Annotated in this window: 20 protein-coding genes; 8 read left to right on the top strand and 12 right to left on the bottom strand. The window is 61.5% G+C overall.

Annotated elements, in window-relative coordinates:
* Position 1 precedes the first annotated feature (1 nt).
* The 7 genes from EC919_RS03340 to EC919_RS03310 form a co-directional block, all read right to left on the bottom strand.
* Positions 2 to 628, bottom strand: coding sequence for a response regulator transcription factor (locus EC919_RS03340; RefSeq protein ID WP_133771188.1), 627 nt, complete (start codon positions 626 to 628; stop codon positions 2 to 4).
* Positions 629 to 992: 364 nt separating this feature from the next.
* A complete protein-coding gene (locus tag EC919_RS03335; RefSeq protein ID WP_133771186.1) occupies positions 993 to 1,382 on the bottom strand; it encodes a response regulator in 390 nt (129 codons plus the stop codon).
* Between the two features lie 297 nt (positions 1,383 to 1,679).
* Positions 1,680 to 3,011, bottom strand: a complete 1,332-nt coding sequence (locus EC919_RS03330; protein ID WP_074887279.1) for a deoxyguanosinetriphosphate triphosphohydrolase — start codon at positions 3,009 to 3,011, stop codon at positions 1,680 to 1,682.
* Between the two features lie 109 nt (positions 3,012 to 3,120).
* Complete coding sequence (locus tag EC919_RS03325) at positions 3,121 to 4,284, bottom strand: EAL domain-containing protein (RefSeq protein WP_133771184.1); 1,164 nt, start codon at positions 4,282 to 4,284, stop codon at positions 3,121 to 3,123.
* Between the two features lie 158 nt (positions 4,285 to 4,442).
* Positions 4,443 to 4,784, bottom strand: a complete 342-nt coding sequence (locus EC919_RS03320) for a hypothetical protein (RefSeq protein ID WP_133771182.1) — start codon at positions 4,782 to 4,784, stop codon at positions 4,443 to 4,445.
* On the bottom strand, positions 4,781 to 5,167 hold the full coding sequence (locus tag EC919_RS03315) for a phage holin family protein (protein ID WP_133771180.1): 387 nt from the start codon (positions 5,165 to 5,167) through the stop codon (positions 4,781 to 4,783). The genes EC919_RS03320 and EC919_RS03315 overlap by 4 nt, the downstream gene beginning before the upstream one ends.
* 5 nt (positions 5,168 to 5,172) lie before the next feature.
* A complete protein-coding gene (locus EC919_RS03310; protein WP_065991492.1) occupies positions 5,173 to 5,487 on the bottom strand; it encodes a DUF883 family protein in 315 nt (104 codons plus the stop codon).
* 262 nt (positions 5,488 to 5,749) lie between these two features.
* Here EC919_RS03310 and EC919_RS03305 point away from each other — a divergent pair, with 262 nt between their 5' ends.
* The gene (locus tag EC919_RS03305; RefSeq protein WP_133771178.1) at positions 5,750 to 5,989 is read left to right on the top strand and encodes a glutaredoxin family protein; all 240 of its coding nucleotides are present in this window, start codon (positions 5,750 to 5,752) and stop codon (positions 5,987 to 5,989) included.
* Between the two features lie 59 nt (positions 5,990 to 6,048).
* Here EC919_RS03305 and EC919_RS03300 read toward each other — a convergent pair whose 3' ends face one another.
* The gene (locus EC919_RS03300; RefSeq protein ID WP_133771176.1) at positions 6,049 to 6,315 is read right to left on the bottom strand and encodes a hypothetical protein; all 267 of its coding nucleotides are present in this window, start codon (positions 6,313 to 6,315) and stop codon (positions 6,049 to 6,051) included.
* A gap of 409 nt (positions 6,316 to 6,724) precedes the next feature.
* Between EC919_RS03300 and EC919_RS03295 the strand changes: the two genes are divergently transcribed.
* Complete coding sequence (locus tag EC919_RS03295; RefSeq protein ID WP_133771174.1) at positions 6,725 to 7,615, top strand: RluA family pseudouridine synthase; 891 nt, start codon at positions 6,725 to 6,727, stop codon at positions 7,613 to 7,615.
* Between the two features lie 113 nt (positions 7,616 to 7,728).
* Here the strand turns inward: EC919_RS03295 and EC919_RS03290 are convergent, their stop codons facing one another.
* Together EC919_RS03290 and mobA are read right to left on the bottom strand one after the other, a co-directional pair.
* Positions 7,729 to 7,953: a YgdI/YgdR family lipoprotein gene (locus EC919_RS03290; RefSeq protein ID WP_074887297.1), complete on the bottom strand. Its 225-nt coding sequence runs from the start codon at positions 7,951 to 7,953 to the stop codon at positions 7,729 to 7,731.
* 84 nt (positions 7,954 to 8,037) lie between these two features.
* The gene (gene mobA, locus EC919_RS03285; protein WP_133771172.1) at positions 8,038 to 8,631 is read right to left on the bottom strand and encodes a molybdenum cofactor guanylyltransferase MobA; all 594 of its coding nucleotides are present in this window, start codon (positions 8,629 to 8,631) and stop codon (positions 8,038 to 8,040) included.
* 78 nt (positions 8,632 to 8,709) lie between these two features.
* On the opposite strand from mobA, the gene moaB reads away from it, so the two are divergent.
* Both moaB and EC919_RS03275 read left to right on the top strand, forming a co-directional pair.
* Entirely contained in the window at positions 8,710 to 9,249 is a 540-nt protein-coding gene (gene moaB, locus EC919_RS03280; protein ID WP_065991499.1) for a molybdenum cofactor biosynthesis protein B, read from the top strand.
* Between the two features lie 6 nt (positions 9,250 to 9,255).
* Positions 9,256 to 10,470 carry a molybdopterin molybdotransferase MoeA gene (locus EC919_RS03275; protein WP_166650479.1) on the top strand — a complete coding sequence of 405 codons (1,215 nt, stop codon included), beginning with the start codon at positions 9,256 to 9,258 and terminating at the stop codon, positions 10,468 to 10,470.
* A 194-nt stretch (positions 10,471 to 10,664) separates the two neighbouring features.
* Here EC919_RS03275 and EC919_RS03270 read toward each other — a convergent pair whose 3' ends face one another.
* Positions 10,665 to 12,497 (bottom strand): monovalent cation:proton antiporter-2 (CPA2) family protein, encoded by a 1,833-nt coding sequence (locus EC919_RS03270; RefSeq protein ID WP_133771170.1) that lies wholly within the window; start codon positions 12,495 to 12,497, stop codon positions 10,665 to 10,667.
* A gap of 263 nt (positions 12,498 to 12,760) precedes the next feature.
* Here EC919_RS03270 and EC919_RS03265 point away from each other — a divergent pair, with 263 nt between their 5' ends.
* From EC919_RS03265 to EC919_RS03255, 3 genes are all read left to right on the top strand, one after another.
* Positions 12,761 to 12,949, top strand: a complete 189-nt coding sequence (locus tag EC919_RS03265) for a hypothetical protein (protein WP_122538211.1) — start codon at positions 12,761 to 12,763, stop codon at positions 12,947 to 12,949.
* A 149-nt stretch (positions 12,950 to 13,098) separates the two neighbouring features.
* Positions 13,099 to 13,365 carry a PepSY domain-containing protein gene (locus EC919_RS03260; RefSeq protein ID WP_133771168.1) on the top strand — a complete coding sequence of 89 codons (267 nt, stop codon included), beginning with the start codon at positions 13,099 to 13,101 and terminating at the stop codon, positions 13,363 to 13,365.
* Between the two features lie 157 nt (positions 13,366 to 13,522).
* Positions 13,523 to 13,954 carry a GNAT family N-acetyltransferase gene (locus EC919_RS03255; protein WP_133771167.1) on the top strand — a complete coding sequence of 144 codons (432 nt, stop codon included), beginning with the start codon at positions 13,523 to 13,525 and terminating at the stop codon, positions 13,952 to 13,954.
* 25 nt (positions 13,955 to 13,979) lie between these two features.
* Here the strand turns inward: EC919_RS03255 and EC919_RS03250 are convergent, their stop codons facing one another.
* Positions 13,980 to 15,218: an NAD(P)/FAD-dependent oxidoreductase gene (locus EC919_RS03250; RefSeq protein WP_133771776.1), complete on the bottom strand. Its 1,239-nt coding sequence runs from the start codon at positions 15,216 to 15,218 to the stop codon at positions 13,980 to 13,982.
* Positions 15,219 to 15,431: 213 nt separating this feature from the next.
* Between EC919_RS03250 and EC919_RS03245 the strand changes: the two genes are divergently transcribed.
* The gene (locus EC919_RS03245; protein ID WP_133771164.1) at positions 15,432 to 16,463 is read left to right on the top strand and encodes an Ldh family oxidoreductase; all 1,032 of its coding nucleotides are present in this window, start codon (positions 15,432 to 15,434) and stop codon (positions 16,461 to 16,463) included.
* Positions 16,464 to 16,533: the final 70 nt, after the last annotated feature.

The following is a 16,533-nucleotide window of genomic DNA, read 5'->3' as shown; positions in this document are numbered from 1 at the left end:
CTCACACTAGCGAATTGCGTTTTGCCATCTCGATAAGTTCTACCAGAGTCTTGGCCTTGAGTTTTTGCATCAAGCGGGTTTTGTAAGTGCTGACCGTTTTGTTGCTGAGGAACATGCCCTTGGCAATTTCCTTGTTTGTCCGCCCTTGGGCAAACAGTTGCAATACCATCAGTTCACGGTCATTGACGAGTTTGAAGCGCTCAAGCTCGTTGGGGTCACCCTCTTTTTTGATCGACGCGGCAAGGGCCTGACTGGGAAAGTAATTGTAGCCGGATAATACCGCCTTCACCGAGCTGACAAGTTCGCTGAGGTCTTCCTGCTTGCACACATAACCCGAGGCGCCCGACTGCATGCATCGGATGGCGAACAGGCTCGGCGCCTGAGCGGTGAGTACGAGAATCTTCGAGGGCAGGTTCATGGCGTTGAAGCGGGCGAGGACTTCGAGCCCGTCCAGCTTGGGGATGCTGATGTCCAGGATGATGAGGTCGGGCATGCACTCTCGGACCATCTGCATCGCGTCAACGCCGTTGTCGGTCTCTCCGAACACCTCGTAATTCTCGTTTTCCAGAAGCATACGTATGGCCATTCGTATGACCGGGTGGTCGTCGATAATAAAAATAGAGTTCATGATCAATCCATAACGGGTGGCAAGAAAGCGCGCACCTTATCCCAGATGTTCAAAGGCGCACATAAAGAGATCATGCCCGAAGCGCTATATAGGAATGTTCCTACAGAAATAAGCGTATGTGCGTACATGAATACACGCAGCGGTCATGAATGTTTAATACGTAACAGCATTTACGGTTGACTAATATGCATGTCAGCGCGCGCGTTTATTTCCAATCGGAATAAACCTGCACATTCGCGAAACAGTACCTGCCTGTCTAAACGCGTCGGTTCAACGATATCAACGGCGCATTGGAAATGCGCGTCCGGCAGCGGCCTGGATCGGTACCGGGATGCACCCGGGAAAGACCGGCAGGCACACGAAATTATTTGGGCGTGGACAGCAGGCCGATCAGCTCCAGGGTGTTGAGCGGTTTGCTCAGGCAACCCAGCAGTGGCAGGCCCATCGCCCTGGCTTCGGACTCGAGGGTCGCCAGCGGGTCCGCGTCGAGGCCGCTGAGCAGCACGGCGCGCTGGACCAGGCCGCGCTGGCTCGCCGTCTGTATCAGCTCCAGGCCGCACATGCCCGGCAGACGCTGGTCGCAGAGCAGCAGGTCATAGGGCTCGGCGCTGCGCTCCATGGCGCCGAGTGCTTCGCTGGCATTGAGCGCCGGCGTGACGCGGTACAGACCATGGTTGTTCAGCAGGATCTGCAAGGCGATCAACTGAAACGGATGATCCTCAACCAGCAGGATTCGGAAATCTTTAGTGAACATCGGCGGTTCCAGACGTAGGGGTAGTGAGCGCGACCGCGTAACGGCGGGCCGGCGGCGCACTCGCAGGCGGGGCGGTGTCTTCGGGAGGTAATGGGTCCGGTTGTCCCAAGGCGCGGGATGGCGCGGATTATTCGGCAGGGATGTACGACCAGCGATAAGGGCATTCCGACGGTTGTGTAGGAAATATCCGAAGTTGCTGTTGGATTTCCTGACGCCCCAATGAGAAAAGCCCGAATACCGGCTGGTATTCGGGCTGTCTTAGGCGTCCTCGAACAGCCGCCACGGCTAAAGGCGGCGCTAGACGGGGCTGGAGTGTCCCGTCATCTCACGGGCCATTTCGCTGGCGTAACTGTCGGTCATGCCGGCGATGAAATCGATGACCCTGAGAAAGGACGTGTGCAGCGGCCAGCTCGGGTCGGGCGCGTTATTACCGAGCAGATCGAGAATGCGCCGGCTCTTGAACGACGGCTCATGCCCGCCGAACTGCTCCAGCGCCGCGCCGCAAAAGGCATTGAGCAGGATCTCCAGCGTGGTGTAGGCGCCAATTTCGTGCAGCGTCTTGCGCTTGTCCTGAAAGATCTTCTTGCGCGCCATGTCCTTGGCGTTGAGCACGCAGCGCTTGGCCGGGCCGTGCATGTGTTCGACCAGATCACCGTGCAGCGTGCCCGCCAGTAGCGCGTCCTGCTGTTCGACGAAAGCGCGGGCGGCGGCGTTGGTCAGGTGCTCGATCGCCTTGCCGCGCAGAATCGCCAGCTTGCGACGCCGGGAGTCATTGGGGCCCAACTGGCGGTAGGTTTCCGGCAGATCATCGCCCACCAGACCCAGCAGCAGCGACTCGACCTCGTCGTAGGTGAGCAACTCCATTTCAAGGCCGTCTTCAAGATCAATCAGCGCGTAGCAGATGTCGTCGGCAGCCTCCATCAGGTACACCAGCGGATGCCGGGCCCAGCGTTGGTCCTCGATTTGCGGCAGGCCAAGCTTGCCGGCGATCTGCTCGAGGATCGGCAGTTCACTCTGATAGCAACCGAACTTGTGTTTCTTGTAGCCCAGGGAGTCGGCGTGACGGGCCGTCCACGGGTACTTCAGGTAAGTGCCGAGGGTGGCGTAGGTCAGCCGCGTGCCGCCCTCGAACTGGTGGTATTCCAGCTGAGTCAGAACGCGGAAACCTTGGGCATTGCCTTCGAAATTGAGAAAGTCGTTGCGCTCGACCTCGCTCATCGCGTCGAGCCAGCCGCGGCCTGCGGCCTGTTTGAACCAGTTGCGAATGGCGTCTTCGCCAGAGTGGCCAAATGGCGGGTTGCCGATGTCGTGGGCCAGGCAGGCCGATTGCACGACCATGCCCAGATCGCTCGGGTCGCACCAGTCGGGCAGGGCGCTGCGCAGGGTTTCGCCAACGCGCATGCCCAGCGAGCGGCCTACGCAGCTGACTTCCAGCGAGTGGGTCAGGCGCGTGTGGATGTGGTCGTTGCTGGTGACCGGATGAACCTGGGTCTTGCGCCCGAGACGGCGAAAGGCGCCGGAGAAAATGATCCGGTCGTGATCCTTGTGGAATGGACTGCGCCCCAGTTCTTCAGGGCTGTGCAGGGTTTTGCCAAGGCGCTCGCGGGTGAGCAGGGTTTGCCAATCCAAGGCCGGTACTCCGTCGGGTGATTACCGCGCTAGCTTCCCGGTTCGCCCCGCACGCTGCAAGCACAAGATCGCTGAGCCTGTACTCAAGGGGCGAGGTCGAGCGGCCTCATCAGAACCCGGCCGCGTCGACATCGATCAGCAACAGCCGCTCGCCGTTGTCGAAGAACTGCCCGGCCGTCAGGCAATACTGATTGCTGGTGGCGTCGCGGTAGGTGCTCGACAGCGTCAGGCGACGCTCGTGCCAGCCCTCGGCGAGCAGGTGGTAGAAATAGGGCCGCCAAGACCAGTTATGGCCCAGGTAGCGCGCGTCTGCGGACCACGCGCCGTTGCGCCATTCCAGATTGGGCGTGAGCTGCGTGCCGTGGCGATCGCATTGATAAAAGCGCAGCAACCACGGGAAGTCGGTGACCTGAGGCAAATCACTCAGCGGCGCATTGCTCTCGGCCCAGCGCTGCAGCCGGGACATCAACTGGGTGAGTTGTTTGCGCAGGGTCATCAGCTGTTCACGTTCGCCGACTTTCTTCATCACGTAACGATCACGCAGGGCGGCGAAGCGGTCGACGAATGCATCGGCTTCGAAGAAATCCAGCTGCGCCGGGGCGAACAGATAGCCCTGGACATAACGCGAGCCGCATTCCAGGGCGAAGTCCAGCTCAGCTTCTGTCTCGACTCCCTCGGCGATGATCCAGCAGCCGGTTTTCTCCGCCATCTGCGCGAGGGCCTTGACCACATCGCTGCTCGGGCCGCCCCGCGCTGCGGCCTGAAACAGGCGCATGTCGAGCTTGAGGATGTCGGGTTGCAACGCCAGCACCCGGTCCAGCTGCGAATAGCCGGCGCCGAAATCATCGATGGCAATCCGCGCGCCGGCATCGCGGTAGCGGGCCACCACCTCGTTCAGGCGCTGGCCATCGCCGCTCAATTCAGTGATCTCGAAGACGATCCGTTCTGCGGGAATGCCATGGGTCTGCAGCTGTTGGAGGCTGGGCGGCGATTCGTCGGCGCGCAGGCGACTGATCCAGCGTGGGGAAATGTTCAGGCTGAGAAACCAGTCACTCGGCGCCTCGTGAAAGCGGCTCAGGGCGTTGTCGCGTACCTGCCGATCCAGCCGACGCAATTGCACGGCCGGGCGCCGCGGGTCCGCAAACAACGGGCCGACCGATTGCAGGCTGCCGTCCGCCTTGCGTAGACGGCCCAAGGCCTCTACGCCGGCGATGCGCCCGGTCGCGGTGTCGATGAACGGCTGGAAACAGGCGAGCGGTTGCCCATCGAACACATGGCCTCCTTAGTGGGGATTTGTAGGGGTGACGGTTGGTATGCTTGGGTTTTTCAGATTGTCATCGGACGAACACCCTCACCTCACCCGATAAGGCTATCGGGCAAGGTGAGGGCTATTGGCAGGATGCAGCTAGCAAGAATGCAGCCAAAAGGCTTTCAGCGACGGCGGGACGAGTTCTGCAGGGCCATTTTGATCAGCGGCAAAACGGTTGCGCTGAGCTTGATCAAGCGGGTGACGCTGCCGGTTTTTTTGCTGCGCGTGCCCTTGCCGGTGAGAAACCCGAGCAGGGTGACGGCACCGACGCCCCACAGCGGCCCATGTTTGATGCCGAGGGAACCGGGCAGGTCGGAGGCCATGCCGCGCATGCGTTGCAGGGGATGCATCAGGCGCGAGGATTCCTGACGGATCTCTTGACGGTGCATCTCCATGCGCAGGCGGATCAATGCTTTGCGCAGCTCGCGACGATTGTGGGTCTGGGGCAATTGAGGTGTGCTCATGGCATCAGTCGCTCGCGGTCGTTAGCCAGTTCTTCCAGTGTCGAATGGAAGGGTGAAGACTCATCGAAAACAGCTGCTTTGAGCCGCATTCCACAGAAAATCGCCGCCAGGGTGTATAACCCGCACAGGCCGATGATCCCGTAGAGGCGATAGCTGTCCCAGACGAGAACCAGCAGCAGCGCGGACAGGCCGATGAGCAGCAGCAACGCGAAAACCAGCGCCAGGCCTGCGAAGAGTAACAGCCTGACCGTACGGGCTTTCTGCTCCTGAAGCTCGATGCCGAACAGTTCGACATGGGTGTGCAACAGCCCCAGAAAGGCCGCACCCAGCCGCCGTGGCGAAGAGGATTGATCGGTCCCGTTTGGACCTGTCGGCTGCGTCATGGCCGTTAGCGCCGAGTGGCCAGCAGGCCCAGCAGGAAGCCGACGCCAGCTGCGATGCCTACTGATTGCCATGGATTGTTCTGAACGTAGTCCTCAGTGACGATGACCGCTTCCTTACCGCGTGCGCGCAGGGTTTCTTCGGTCAGTTTGAGGGTTTCACGTGCACGGAGCAGGCTTTCGCGAATCTGCTCACGCAGTTCGTCAGCCTGTTCACCGGCCAGAGAGGCCGTGTGCGCCAGCAGTTTTTCCGTATCGGCAACCAGCGTCTGGAAGTCAGACATCAATATGTCCTGGGCTTTTTCTGCTGTAGGTCGAGCCATGGTTTTCTCCTTAGGGGATGACGATATGGGGTTTCGAGTATGGCGCATTCCTGAAGGTTCATTCCAATCGCGTAAACCAGACTGCCGTTTCGCCCGAGGCGGTTTCTGCGCCGTTCCGGTGCGCCCGCCGAGCGTCGCGCTCCAGTGTGGGTGGGGCGACAGGAGGGAGGTCAGCAGGCATGCGCTGGCTCGACGGTACTGGCGGTCAGTTCTAGACTTGCCGATTCAAGCCTTGGAATCGCCGCCACAGAGGGGCCCAGTCATGCCACCGGAATGTCAGCTGTTCGGAACGTTGGGGTGTCACTTGTGCGAGGTGGCCGAAGCCGAATTGATGCCGCTGGTGGAGCACGGCTTGATGGTGGAGCTGGTCGACATTGGCGAGAGCGAGGCGCACCACGAAACCTATGGCCTGAGGATTCCCGTGCTGAGACGGGCAGACACCGGTGCCGAACTGGACTGGCCGTTCGACACCGATCAGGTCGTGCTGTTTCTGAACGACTGACGCGCGCGCAATCGGGGCATAAGTCCGCGCGCCAGGGTGGGCTTATGCAATATTGCTTATCAGAGATATTGCGTGTCGACCACCATGGCTTGAGCGACGGCGGCTTTCTGCTCATCGGTCATGCCGTCCCAGACGTGCACTTTGGCGTAGTAGCCCAGGCCAGCGACGATGTACAGACTCAGGGTGAGCACGATGAACACCGACATGAACGTCCAGCGGCCCACATCATGGTCCTCATTGGAAAAGGACTGGGAGTAGTTTTCGTCGTTCTGCGATGAAGTCCCGGTGGAGAGACGTTTGATCCATTGGAAGAATTGAACCAGCATGGGCGTAACCTCAAAAGTTGCGAAAGGAAATGGTCGTGGGCAGTGGCGCTCAACGCGCGGTACACATCCTGAAAACGAAAAAAGCCCGTCGATGACGGGCTTTCTTTTTATGAGTTTCAGGTCTGGCAGGCGTTTTCGATTTCAGTCACGAGGGTGTTCGTGTCCGCTCGGATTCTCGCCTGCGTGCCGATTTCGAAACATTTTAGGACAAATCATTTTGCGCATCCAGCGCTGCGCCGTGGTTGTCAGACAACTGGCGCCGGTTTTTCGTGCGACATAACGTCGCGCACTTCTGAGGGGCTCGGGCTAGAGCCTTCGGAGGAAACCCTCGTTTACCCAGTCGCGCAATGATTCGCCGGCGTTGATAATGCTCACCCAGTCGTCCTTGTCATTTCAGCCTGAGCCGTTTATGTCCGCACCTGTGTTTACCGCCGCCCACCGTCAAGCCAGCACCTTGTATCTGCCGCCCGGGCCTTGGCAGACAGTGCTCGATTGCCTGTGCGAGCGCTTCAGCGCCATCAGCCGCGAGCAATGGCTGGACCGGATCGCGCGGGGCAAGGTGCTCGACGCTGACGGCCAGCCGATCGCTGTGGACTTGGCGTACCGCGAAGGCCTGCGTATCCACTACTTTCGCGAAGTGCCCAACGAGACGCCGATCCCGGTGCAGGAGTCGATCCTGTATGCCGACGAGCACCTGGTGGTCGCCGACAAGCCGCATTTTCTTCCCGTCACCCCCGCGGGCGAGTACGTCGAGCAGACCCTGCTGCGGCGCCTGATCCGGACCCTCGACAATCCCGATCTGGTGCCTTTGCATCGCATTGACCGGCACACGGCAGGGCTGGTGTTGTTCTCGGCCAATAAGCAGACGCGATCGGCCTATCAGGCGCTGTTTCCAACCCGTCAGATTGAAAAGCGCTACGAAGCGATTGCGCCTGCGCTCCCGGACGTGGCGTTTCCCCGCGTGCACAACAGCCGCTTGTTCGATGGCGAACCATTCTTTCGCATGCAGGAGGGTGACGGCCCGAGCAACACGGAAACCCGCGTGGAAGTCAGCGACAGAAATGGCGGGCTCTGGCGCTACGCGCTGTACCCGGTGACCGGCAAAAAACATCAACTGCGGGTGCACATGGCCGCCCTGGGCGCCGGCATCTGCAATGATCCGTTCTATCCCGACGTACTCAAGGATGCCGTGGACGACTACGCCCACCCGCTCAAACTGCTCGCCCAGGGGCTGCGCTTCACCGATCCGGTGACCGGGCAGGAGCGGGTGTTCGAAAGCCGCATCACACTGGATTGGTAACGCGGCTTTTGGCCGGTTGGGGGGATTATTCCAGGCAAAAAAAGACCCGCTCGATTGGCGGGTCTTTTTGCTTTCGGCGTCGGTCTTTTCAAACCCTCGCGATCAAGCCGGCATCACAGCTCTTTAACGGTACGAACCTGATCTTTGTTGATGCGGGTTTCCTTACCGTCCAGCTGTTTGAACTCATAGAAGCCCGACTCTTCGTCGTACTTCGGCTCGTCGGTGGCCTGGATTTCACGGCCGTCGTTCAGCGTGATCACCGTTGGCGAAGAGCAACCGGCTAGAGAGGCGAGGCTCAGTGCAAGCAGGAAGGCGGCAGGAAGAGTCCGTTGTTTCATTGCTGTGTCTCCGGGGTATTTTGTTTAGTGATGTGTCTGACGCAGAGTGTGACGGCAAAGTTCCATGAAACCTGCCGGCTGCGCTCAGGGCTTGATCTGGGTCAATAGCTCCGGCGTGTTGAGGTTGGCCAGACGCGGGTCGTCGGCCTCGCACTGCAACGCCACGGCGTGCAATTCTGCCAGAGTTCGGCGCGGGCTGCGCTGGCCTTGCTGCCAATGCTGCTCGAACACACTCCCGTGGAGGGTGGGAATGCAACATAACAGCGGCTCCCATTGCTCGCCCTGGCGAACCATGACGGGAACGCCGGGATTCCCGGCAGCGGTCTGGCGCAGGCCATCGAGCAGCGTGCGATCCAGCAGCGGCATGTCACAGGGGATGACCAGCAGGTATTGATGCTTCGCCACGGCAAGGCCTGCGCGAATACCCGCGTAGGGCCCCGGGAAATCCTGTTGCTCGTCCTCGACCAGTTGATCGGCGTAGCGGGCGTACTGCTCGCGGTTGCGGTTGCACGAAACGATCACATCATCCGTGAGCGGGCGCACCAGCCCATGCAAATGTTCGATGAAGGGCTTGTCGCGCCAGACGATCAGGCCTTTGTCACGCCCGCCCATGCGGCGGCCCTGGCCGCCGGCGAGCAGCAGGATGGAGCAGGGCGGGAGGGCGTCGGAAGGGGTCATGATCAGCTCGGTTGGCGCGGCAAAAAACAGGTGCTGTGATATAACACCGCCCTGTTTCCTCTACAACCGGACCTCGCCATGAAAGCCAAGGCAGACTCGCCTTTCGTACCCCTGAACATCGCTGTTCTGACGGTCAGTGACACCCGTACTTTTGAAACCGATACCTCCGGCCAGATGTTCGTCGACCGCCTGACCACCGCCGGTCATGGCCTGATCGAGCGCGTGCTGCTCAAGGATGACCTGTACAAGATCCGCGCCCAGGTGGCGACCTGGATCGCCGATGATGAAGTCCAAGTCGTGCTGATCACTGGCGGCACCGGTTTTACCGGCCGCGACAGCACCCCGGAAGCCGTGGCCTGCCTGCTGGACAAACAGGTGGACGGTTTTGGCGAGCTGTTCCGCCAGATTTCCCTGCCCGACATCGGCACTTCGACCATTCAATCCCGCGCCCTTGCCGGTCTGGCCAACGGCACGCTCGTCTGCTGCCTGCCGGGCTCGACCAACGCGGTGCGCACCGGCTGGGACGGTATTCTTGCTGATCAGTTGAACAACAGCTTCCGCCCGTGCAATTTCGTGCCACACCTAAAGAAGGCCGAACCCTGCGCGACGCGCGGGTGAGCCTTTATGAGCGCACCTGAAATGAGTCGCCTGATGCCGGTCGAAGAGGCCATGCAGCGATTGATGGACCTTGCAGCCGCCGCGCCGATCATCGAGCGTGAAACCGTGGCGCTGGCTGATGCCTTGGGGCGCGTACTGGCAGAGGACTTGGTCTCGACGCTGGATTTGCCGCCGTGGCCCAACAGCGCCATGGACGGCTATGCGATGCGCGTCGCGGACTGGACCGGTGAGCCGCTGCCGGTGAGCCAGCGCATCTTCGCCGGGCATGCGCCCGAGCCACTCCAACCCGGGACCTGCGCGCGGATCTTCACCGGCGCGCCGGTACCGGAAGGGGCTGACTGCGTCGAGATGCAGGAGAACGCCGAAGTCCAGGCCGACGGGACCGTGCGCTTTCTCGAACCGTTAAGCGCCGGTCAGAACATTCGCCCGAAGGGGCAGGAGACCACGGTCGGCGACAAGGTGCTGGATGCCGGCACCGTCATGAACCCGATTGAACTGGGTCTGGCCGCGAGCATGGGCTTCGGCCACGTGCAGGTCATGCGCCGCGCCCGGGTGGCCGTTCTGTCCACGGGCGATGAGTTGATCGAGCCGGGGCAGCCGCTGGGACCGGGGCAGATCTACAACAGCAATCGCGTGTTGCTGTGCAGCTGGCTGATGCGTCTGGGCTGTGAAGTGGTCGATGCGGGCATCCTTCCCGACAACCTCGAGAAAACCCGCGCGGCGCTGGGTAGCCTGAACGAGGTCGACCTGATCCTCTCCACGGGCGGCGTGTCCGTTGGTGAAGCGGATTTTCTCGGTCACGCGCTGCGTGAGGAAGGCGAGATCGCCCTGTGGAAACTGGCGATCAAACCCGGTAAACCGCTGACCTTCGGCCATTTCCGTGGCGTGCCGGTGATCGGCCTTCCGGGCAACCCGGCCTCGACGCTGGTGACCTTTGCACTGCTTGCCCGCCCTTATCTGCTCAGGCGACTGGGGGTTCAGGCCGTCAGGCCGCTGCAGTTCCAGGTGCCGGCTGCATTCACCTGGACCAAACCGGGCAACCGGCGCGAATACCTGCGCGGACGCCTTGAACAAGGCCGGCTGGTTGCCTACCGCAACCAGAGTTCAGGTGTGCTGCGCAGCGCCGCCTGGGCCGACGGACTGATCGAGATTGTGGAAGGCACAACGGTGGCGGAGGGTGACCTGCTCAACTTCATTCCGCTGAGCGAGGTCATGGGCTGAAGAGAATGAGCTTTCGGTCGAAAGCTCATTCGGCAATGGTCCTCGGGTCGACGAAAGACCAGCGTCATACGAAGAATTGTGTAGGAGCGCGCTTGCCCGCGAAAGCATTCATCCTGCGGCCGAATATGCCACCTGACACACCGCCTTCGCGGGCAAGCGCGCTCCTACAGGTGTTCTCGGTTCAACCGAAGGACCTACTGTCTAGCCTTCGCTGCAGGCTGCGCTTCACTCGCTTCCTCGTCCATCCGGTCGGACTCGAACAGCTCGGACAGTTCGGTCCGTGCTTCCAGCGCGCTTTGCATGACCTTCGCGGCGTCGTCGTAGATCAAGTGCTGACGATTGAGCACTTGTTCGTCATGGCGCTTGAATCGATCGATGCGCGCGGCCGCCTGGGCTTCACTCAGGCCCAGCCCGATCAACGTGCGGCGGGTCATTTCCAGGCTTGAATAGAACGTCTCCCGCACCGCCTCGGCGTCCAGATCCAGCAGGCGGTGGACGTGCTGACGGTTACGGGCACGGGCGATGATCTTCATGTGCGGATACAGCCTGCGCACCAGCTCGGCGGTTTTGATGTTGGTGTCCGGGTCGTCTGTGGCGATGACAAAATATTCGGCCTGGTCCACCTTCGCCGCGCGGAGGATTTCCGGTCGCAGGGGGTCACCGTAGAACACCGGCACATTACCGAAGCTGCGGGTGAACTCGATGGTTTCCACCGACGTGTCCAGCGCAATGAACGGGATGTTCTGGGCGCGCAGGATACGCGCAACGATCTGCCCCATCCGGCCCATGCCGGCGATGACCACACGCGGGTTATCGGATTCGATTGCCTTGTACTCGGCTGGCACTTCCTTGACCACCGGCTTGGGTTTCAGCCAGCGCGACATGACCAGCAGCAACAGCGGCGTCAGCGCCATCGACAGGGTGATCGTCAGTACCAGGGTGTCGTACAGCGCGGCATCGAACAGGCCCTGATCGCGGCCGATCTTGAACACCACGAAAGCAAATTCACCGCCCGCCGCCAGGACCAGCCCGAGGCGCAGCGCGCTTTGCTTGCCCAACCCGCCTGCCAGACGGCCGACGAAGAACAGCAGCGGCAGTTTCAAACCAATCAGCAGCAGCGTCAGGCCCAGCACGGTGAACGGCGAGTTGATCAGCAAGCCGATGTTGGCGCCCATGCCGACGCTGATGAAGAACAACCCCAGCAGCAGGCCTTTGAACGGCTCGATCTGCGCTTCCAGCTCATGGCGGTATTCGGAGTCCGCCAGCAGCAGGCCGGCCAGAAACGCCCCCAGTGCCATGGACACGCCCACCAGGTCCATCAGCCACGCCGTGCCGATCACCACCAGCAACGCCGTTGCGGTGGAGACTTCCTGAAGTTTGGTTTTGGCGACGATGCGGAACACCGGCCGCAGCAGGTAGCGACCGCCGACCACGACAATGGCGATGCCACCGAGCACTTGCAGGCCGTGGCGCAGGGAATCGCCGGAACTGGCATCGTGGGAACCGCCCGCCAGCATCGGCACCAGGGCGATCAGTGGAATGGCCGCGATGTCCTGGAACAGCAAAATGGCGAAGGCCAGGCGACCGTGGGGCGCGTTGAGCTCCTTGCGCTCGGCCAGGCTTTGCAAGCCAAACGCGGTCGACGACAGCGCCAGCCCCAGGCCGAGTACCACGGCGCTGTTGAGCGGCTGATTGAAGCCCAGCAACGCGACCGCGCCGATGGCCACGCCCGTGAACAGCACCTGCGCCAGGCCGACACCGAACACCGATTTGCGCATGGTCCAGAGGCGTCGGGGCGACAACTCCAGGCCAATGATGAACAACAGCAGCACCACGCCCAGCTCGGAGATATGCGCGACGCTTTGCGGGTCGCCGATCAGGCCGAGGCAAGACGGGCCGATGATCACACCCGCGATCAGGTAACCGATCACGGCGCCCAGTTGCAGGCGTTTGGCCAGAGGAACCGTGAGAACGGCGGCGAGCAGGAACACGACTGCGGCCTGCAACAGGCTGCCTTCATGGGGCATTGGGAACTCCTTGTTGAATGAGGGCAAAGGACGAATTATGCGTTTTTTGCGGACCCGTCCTACCGCCCTGAAACGCTTAAGCGACTGAAAAGTGCGCGTATTAAACCACGTGAAAGTGACGGGCATCAGCGGCCGAGACGCTTCGTCGCAGCCCTGGCGCAGCGCCGATGCGGGCGCTGGCGTGCCAGCGCCTACTTGAGCAGGTACCATGTCCGCGCAGTTGCACCGCGCCCACATCTCCACCGGTTTTCAGGAATCCCGCAATGACCAACAAACAGCGTCTGATTTATTCGATCATCATCGCCTTGAGCGTTCTGGCGATCATGCTTGGCCTGTCCCATCTGCAGACCACCGGCGTGCTCAGCGAAAAGACCTTTCAGTACATCGCGATCTTTGTCGCCGTCGTCGTGGTGGTGTTGAACGGCGTGCTGCGGCGCAAGGTCAAGCGCTGATCCGCGTCAGCGCAGCATTCAGCCAGTGTCGGCGGTGGCATTCATTCGGCAGCATCAAGCGGTTACAAACCCCGGCTGAACTATTTTTCCGGTCACGAACTCCAAAAATTCGCCTTTAAAAAGCCCGAAAAGGGAAATGGAGTTCAATCATGATCAAGAAACTTACCGCTGCCGTTCTCGCCACCGCTGCCCTGACCACCGCACAGTTCGCCCTGGCGGACAAACCAGGCGCTGGCTGGATCACCATCGAAAAAGCGATCGAAAAAGCCAAGTCGGCGGGTTACACCCAGATCTACAAGATCGAAGCCGACGACAATGGCTACTGGGAAGGCGAAGGCCGCAAAGCGGACAGCCTGACTTACGAATTCCGCATCGACGGCACCTCCGGCAACGTGCTGCGCGATCAGAAAGACTGATCGACCCTGCGCTTGAGCGCGTGTGGAAGCCTCCGGGCTTCCACGACCATTCACACCAACCCCTCGCTACTTTTTTGCTTTAACCCTTCGCCGCTTTACTCCCTCCTGTAGATCCGACAACCTTGGCGTCCCCATTACCGTCAGCAGGAAGCGACGCATGAGTGTCCGGATCGAATTCAAATCCAACCCCTCTGAAGATGAACGCCTGCAGATCCTTGAGCCTCTGAGGGATTACAACGCAGCCATGGCCGGCGACGGCAAGTCAGAAAAATTTGCGCTGTTTGTCCGGGATGAGCAGACCGATGCCGTGCTCGGCGGCCTGCATGGCCGAATCCTTTACAGCTGGCTGTTCATCGAACTGCTGGTCGTGCCTGAACAGGCCCGGGGCCAGCGCATGGGCAGCCAGTTGATGGTGATGGCCGAGGACCTCGCCCGGGACCGGGGCTGCGTCGGCGTGTGGCTCGACACCTTTGATTTCCAGGCGCCTGAGTTTTATCGCAAGCATGGCTATGAGCAGTTTGGTCAGTTGGATGACTATCCGCCGGGGCACCAGCGGCTGTTCTTCCAGAAACGCTTGCAGGCGGATTAGTCAGCGGTGCGCGGCGCGCTACGGTTTACTTGAACCGCTCGGGGGCATAAGGCGCCGGATCGGTAAACGGCGTAGCACCAGTCATCATTTCCGCCAACAATCGGCCAGTGACCGGGCCGAGCGTCAGGCCATGATGGGCGTGCCCAAAATTGAACCACAGCCCTGTGTGCGAAGCCGCCGGCCCGATGACCGGGCGCATGTCCGGCAAGCAGGGCCGGCGACCCAGCCAGGGTTCGGCGTCCAGCCTCTCTCCCAAGGGATAGAGCTTTCGGGCGATGGCTTCGCAGCGGCGCAGCTGGATCTCGTTGATGGGCGCGTCCGGCGCGGTGAACTCAACGCCGGTGGTCAGGCGAATCCCCCGCGCCATGGGCGCCAGCACATACCCCGCCTGGGCGTCGATGATCGAGTGCTGCAACGGTGCATCCGGGTTTGCCGCGTAATGCATGTGATAGCCGCGCTTGATCCCCAGGGGGATGCGGTATCCAAAGCGTGCCGTCACCTCTGCCGATTGCGGCCCCAGCGCCACTACCGCGTTTTGCGCCTGCACGAGCCCCTCGCGGGTCTTCACCTGCCAGCCGTCTTTTTGCTGACAAAGGCTGCCCGCGTCGCCCTTGAGCAACACGCCGCCGCGCTCGACGAACAGCGCGGCATAACCGCGGACCAATGCACCGGGATCGCTCACGCTTTTCGGGTCGAGCCAGTGAATGGCGCCCAGCGCACCACTCAGATGAGGCTCGCGCTGGCGCAACTGGCTCGCATCAAGTACCTCGTAGCGCAGCCCGTGACGGTCATAAGTCCGGGCGTCGGCCACCGCCAGATCCAATTCCGCCTGGTCGCGATAGAACTCGATCCAGCCCTTGGCGCGGATCAGCGAGGTCATGCCTGACGCGTCGGCGAGCAGGTCATGCTCGCTCACGCAGCGTTCAATCAGCGGCAGCATTGCGCGGCTGGCGCTGGCCAGGTTGGCGGGCGAGGAGTTCTGCCAGTACTGAAACAGCCAAAGGGCGATCTTCGGCAGCCAGGCCGGGCTGAAGCGCATGGAAGATTGCCGGTTCAGCGCATAACTCGCCAGCCGCGACCACTCACGGGGAAAGGCATACGGGACGATGCTGGAGCGTTCGATGAGGCCGGCATTGCCGTGGCTGGTGCCAGCGCCTGGCTCATCCCGGTCCAGCAAGACGACTCGCTGGCCTGCCGCTTGCAGGTGCAGCGCAGAACAGACGCCGACGATACCGGCGCCGAGGACGACGGTTTGGCAATTCACGGTTTGGCTACCAGCGGTCAGCGAATCCATTGAGCGGTCCTTGTTCGGTGAGGGCAGGGTTCGGTTGAGCGCAGGGCGGTCATTGCTCGAGCTTGCAGTTTACCCGCTTGTTACTGCGCCTTACTCTGGAACAAGCATTCTCCAGAAAGAGCCCTGCAGACGCCCGCCGATTCTGTTTCGCTTCCACATCCAATAATCACAACGGAGCTTCAGATGCCTTGCACCCATGACAGCCGGACCACCCGGACGATTTCCTTTGCCGATCTGACAGAGCTGCTGCGGCAGATCTTCGTGCGCCACGGCACCTCGCCCGAAGTCGCACGGGTGCTGGCCGCCAACTGCGCGGCCGCCGAGCGCGATGGCTCTCACAGCCACGGCATCTTCCGCATCAAGGGATATCTGTCATCGCTGGCAGCCGGTTGGGTTGACGGTCAGGCCGAACCGAAGGTCGAGGACGTCGGTGCAGCGTTTGTGCGCGTCGATGCCATGGGCGGCTTTGCCCAGCCGGCGATGCAGGCGGCCAAGGGCCTCGTCATGGAGAAGGCACGGAGCGCAGGGATCGCCATTCTGGCCATCCGCAACTCCCATCACTTCGCCGCGTTGTGGCCGGATGTCGAGCCGTTCGCCCAGGAAGGGTTGGTGGCATTGAGCGTGGTCAATAGCATGACCTGCGTCGTGCCCCACGATGCGCAAAAACCCTTGTTCGGCACCAACCCCATCGCGTTCGCCGCGCCACGCGCCGACGGTCAGCCTATCGTTTTCGATATGGCCACCAGCGCCATCGCCCACGGCGACGTGCAGATTGCCGCCCGAGAGGAGCGCATGCTCCCGCCGGGGATGGGCGTCGACCGCAACGGCGAGCCGACCGAAGACCCGAAAGCCATCCTCGACGGCGGTGCTTTGTTGCCATTCGGGGGGTACAAGGGATCGGCGCTGTCGATGATGGTAGAGCTGCTTTCCGCCGCGCTCACCGGCGGTCATTTCTCCTTCGAGTTCGACATGTCGACGTCTCCCGGAGCGCAAACCCCCTGGACCGGTCAGGTGATCATCGTCATCGATCCGGACAAGGGCAGTGGTCAGGCGTTTGCCGAGCGCAGCGAGGAACTGGTCCGGCAGATGCACGGCGTCGGCCAGCAGCGCATGCCGGGCGATCGCCGTTATCGTCAGCGTGAGCGTTCGTTGAAGGACGGGATTGTGTTGTCGGCAGATGATCTTGATCGGCTGGAGGCCCTGGCCCGGGTTTAGGCGTCTGGCTTCGGATTCGGCACGAGTGACGGCAGGAAGAGGGCTGTGAATAGCCACCATTTCCGCGGTG

Source organism: Pseudomonas graminis (genome assembly GCF_004364335.1).
GTDB classification, from domain to species: Bacteria; Pseudomonadota; Gammaproteobacteria; order Pseudomonadales; family Pseudomonadaceae; genus Aquipseudomonas; species Aquipseudomonas graminis_D.
The sequence above is the reverse complement of the archived record's forward strand: the minus strand, read 5'-3'. Positions and strand labels throughout refer to the sequence as shown.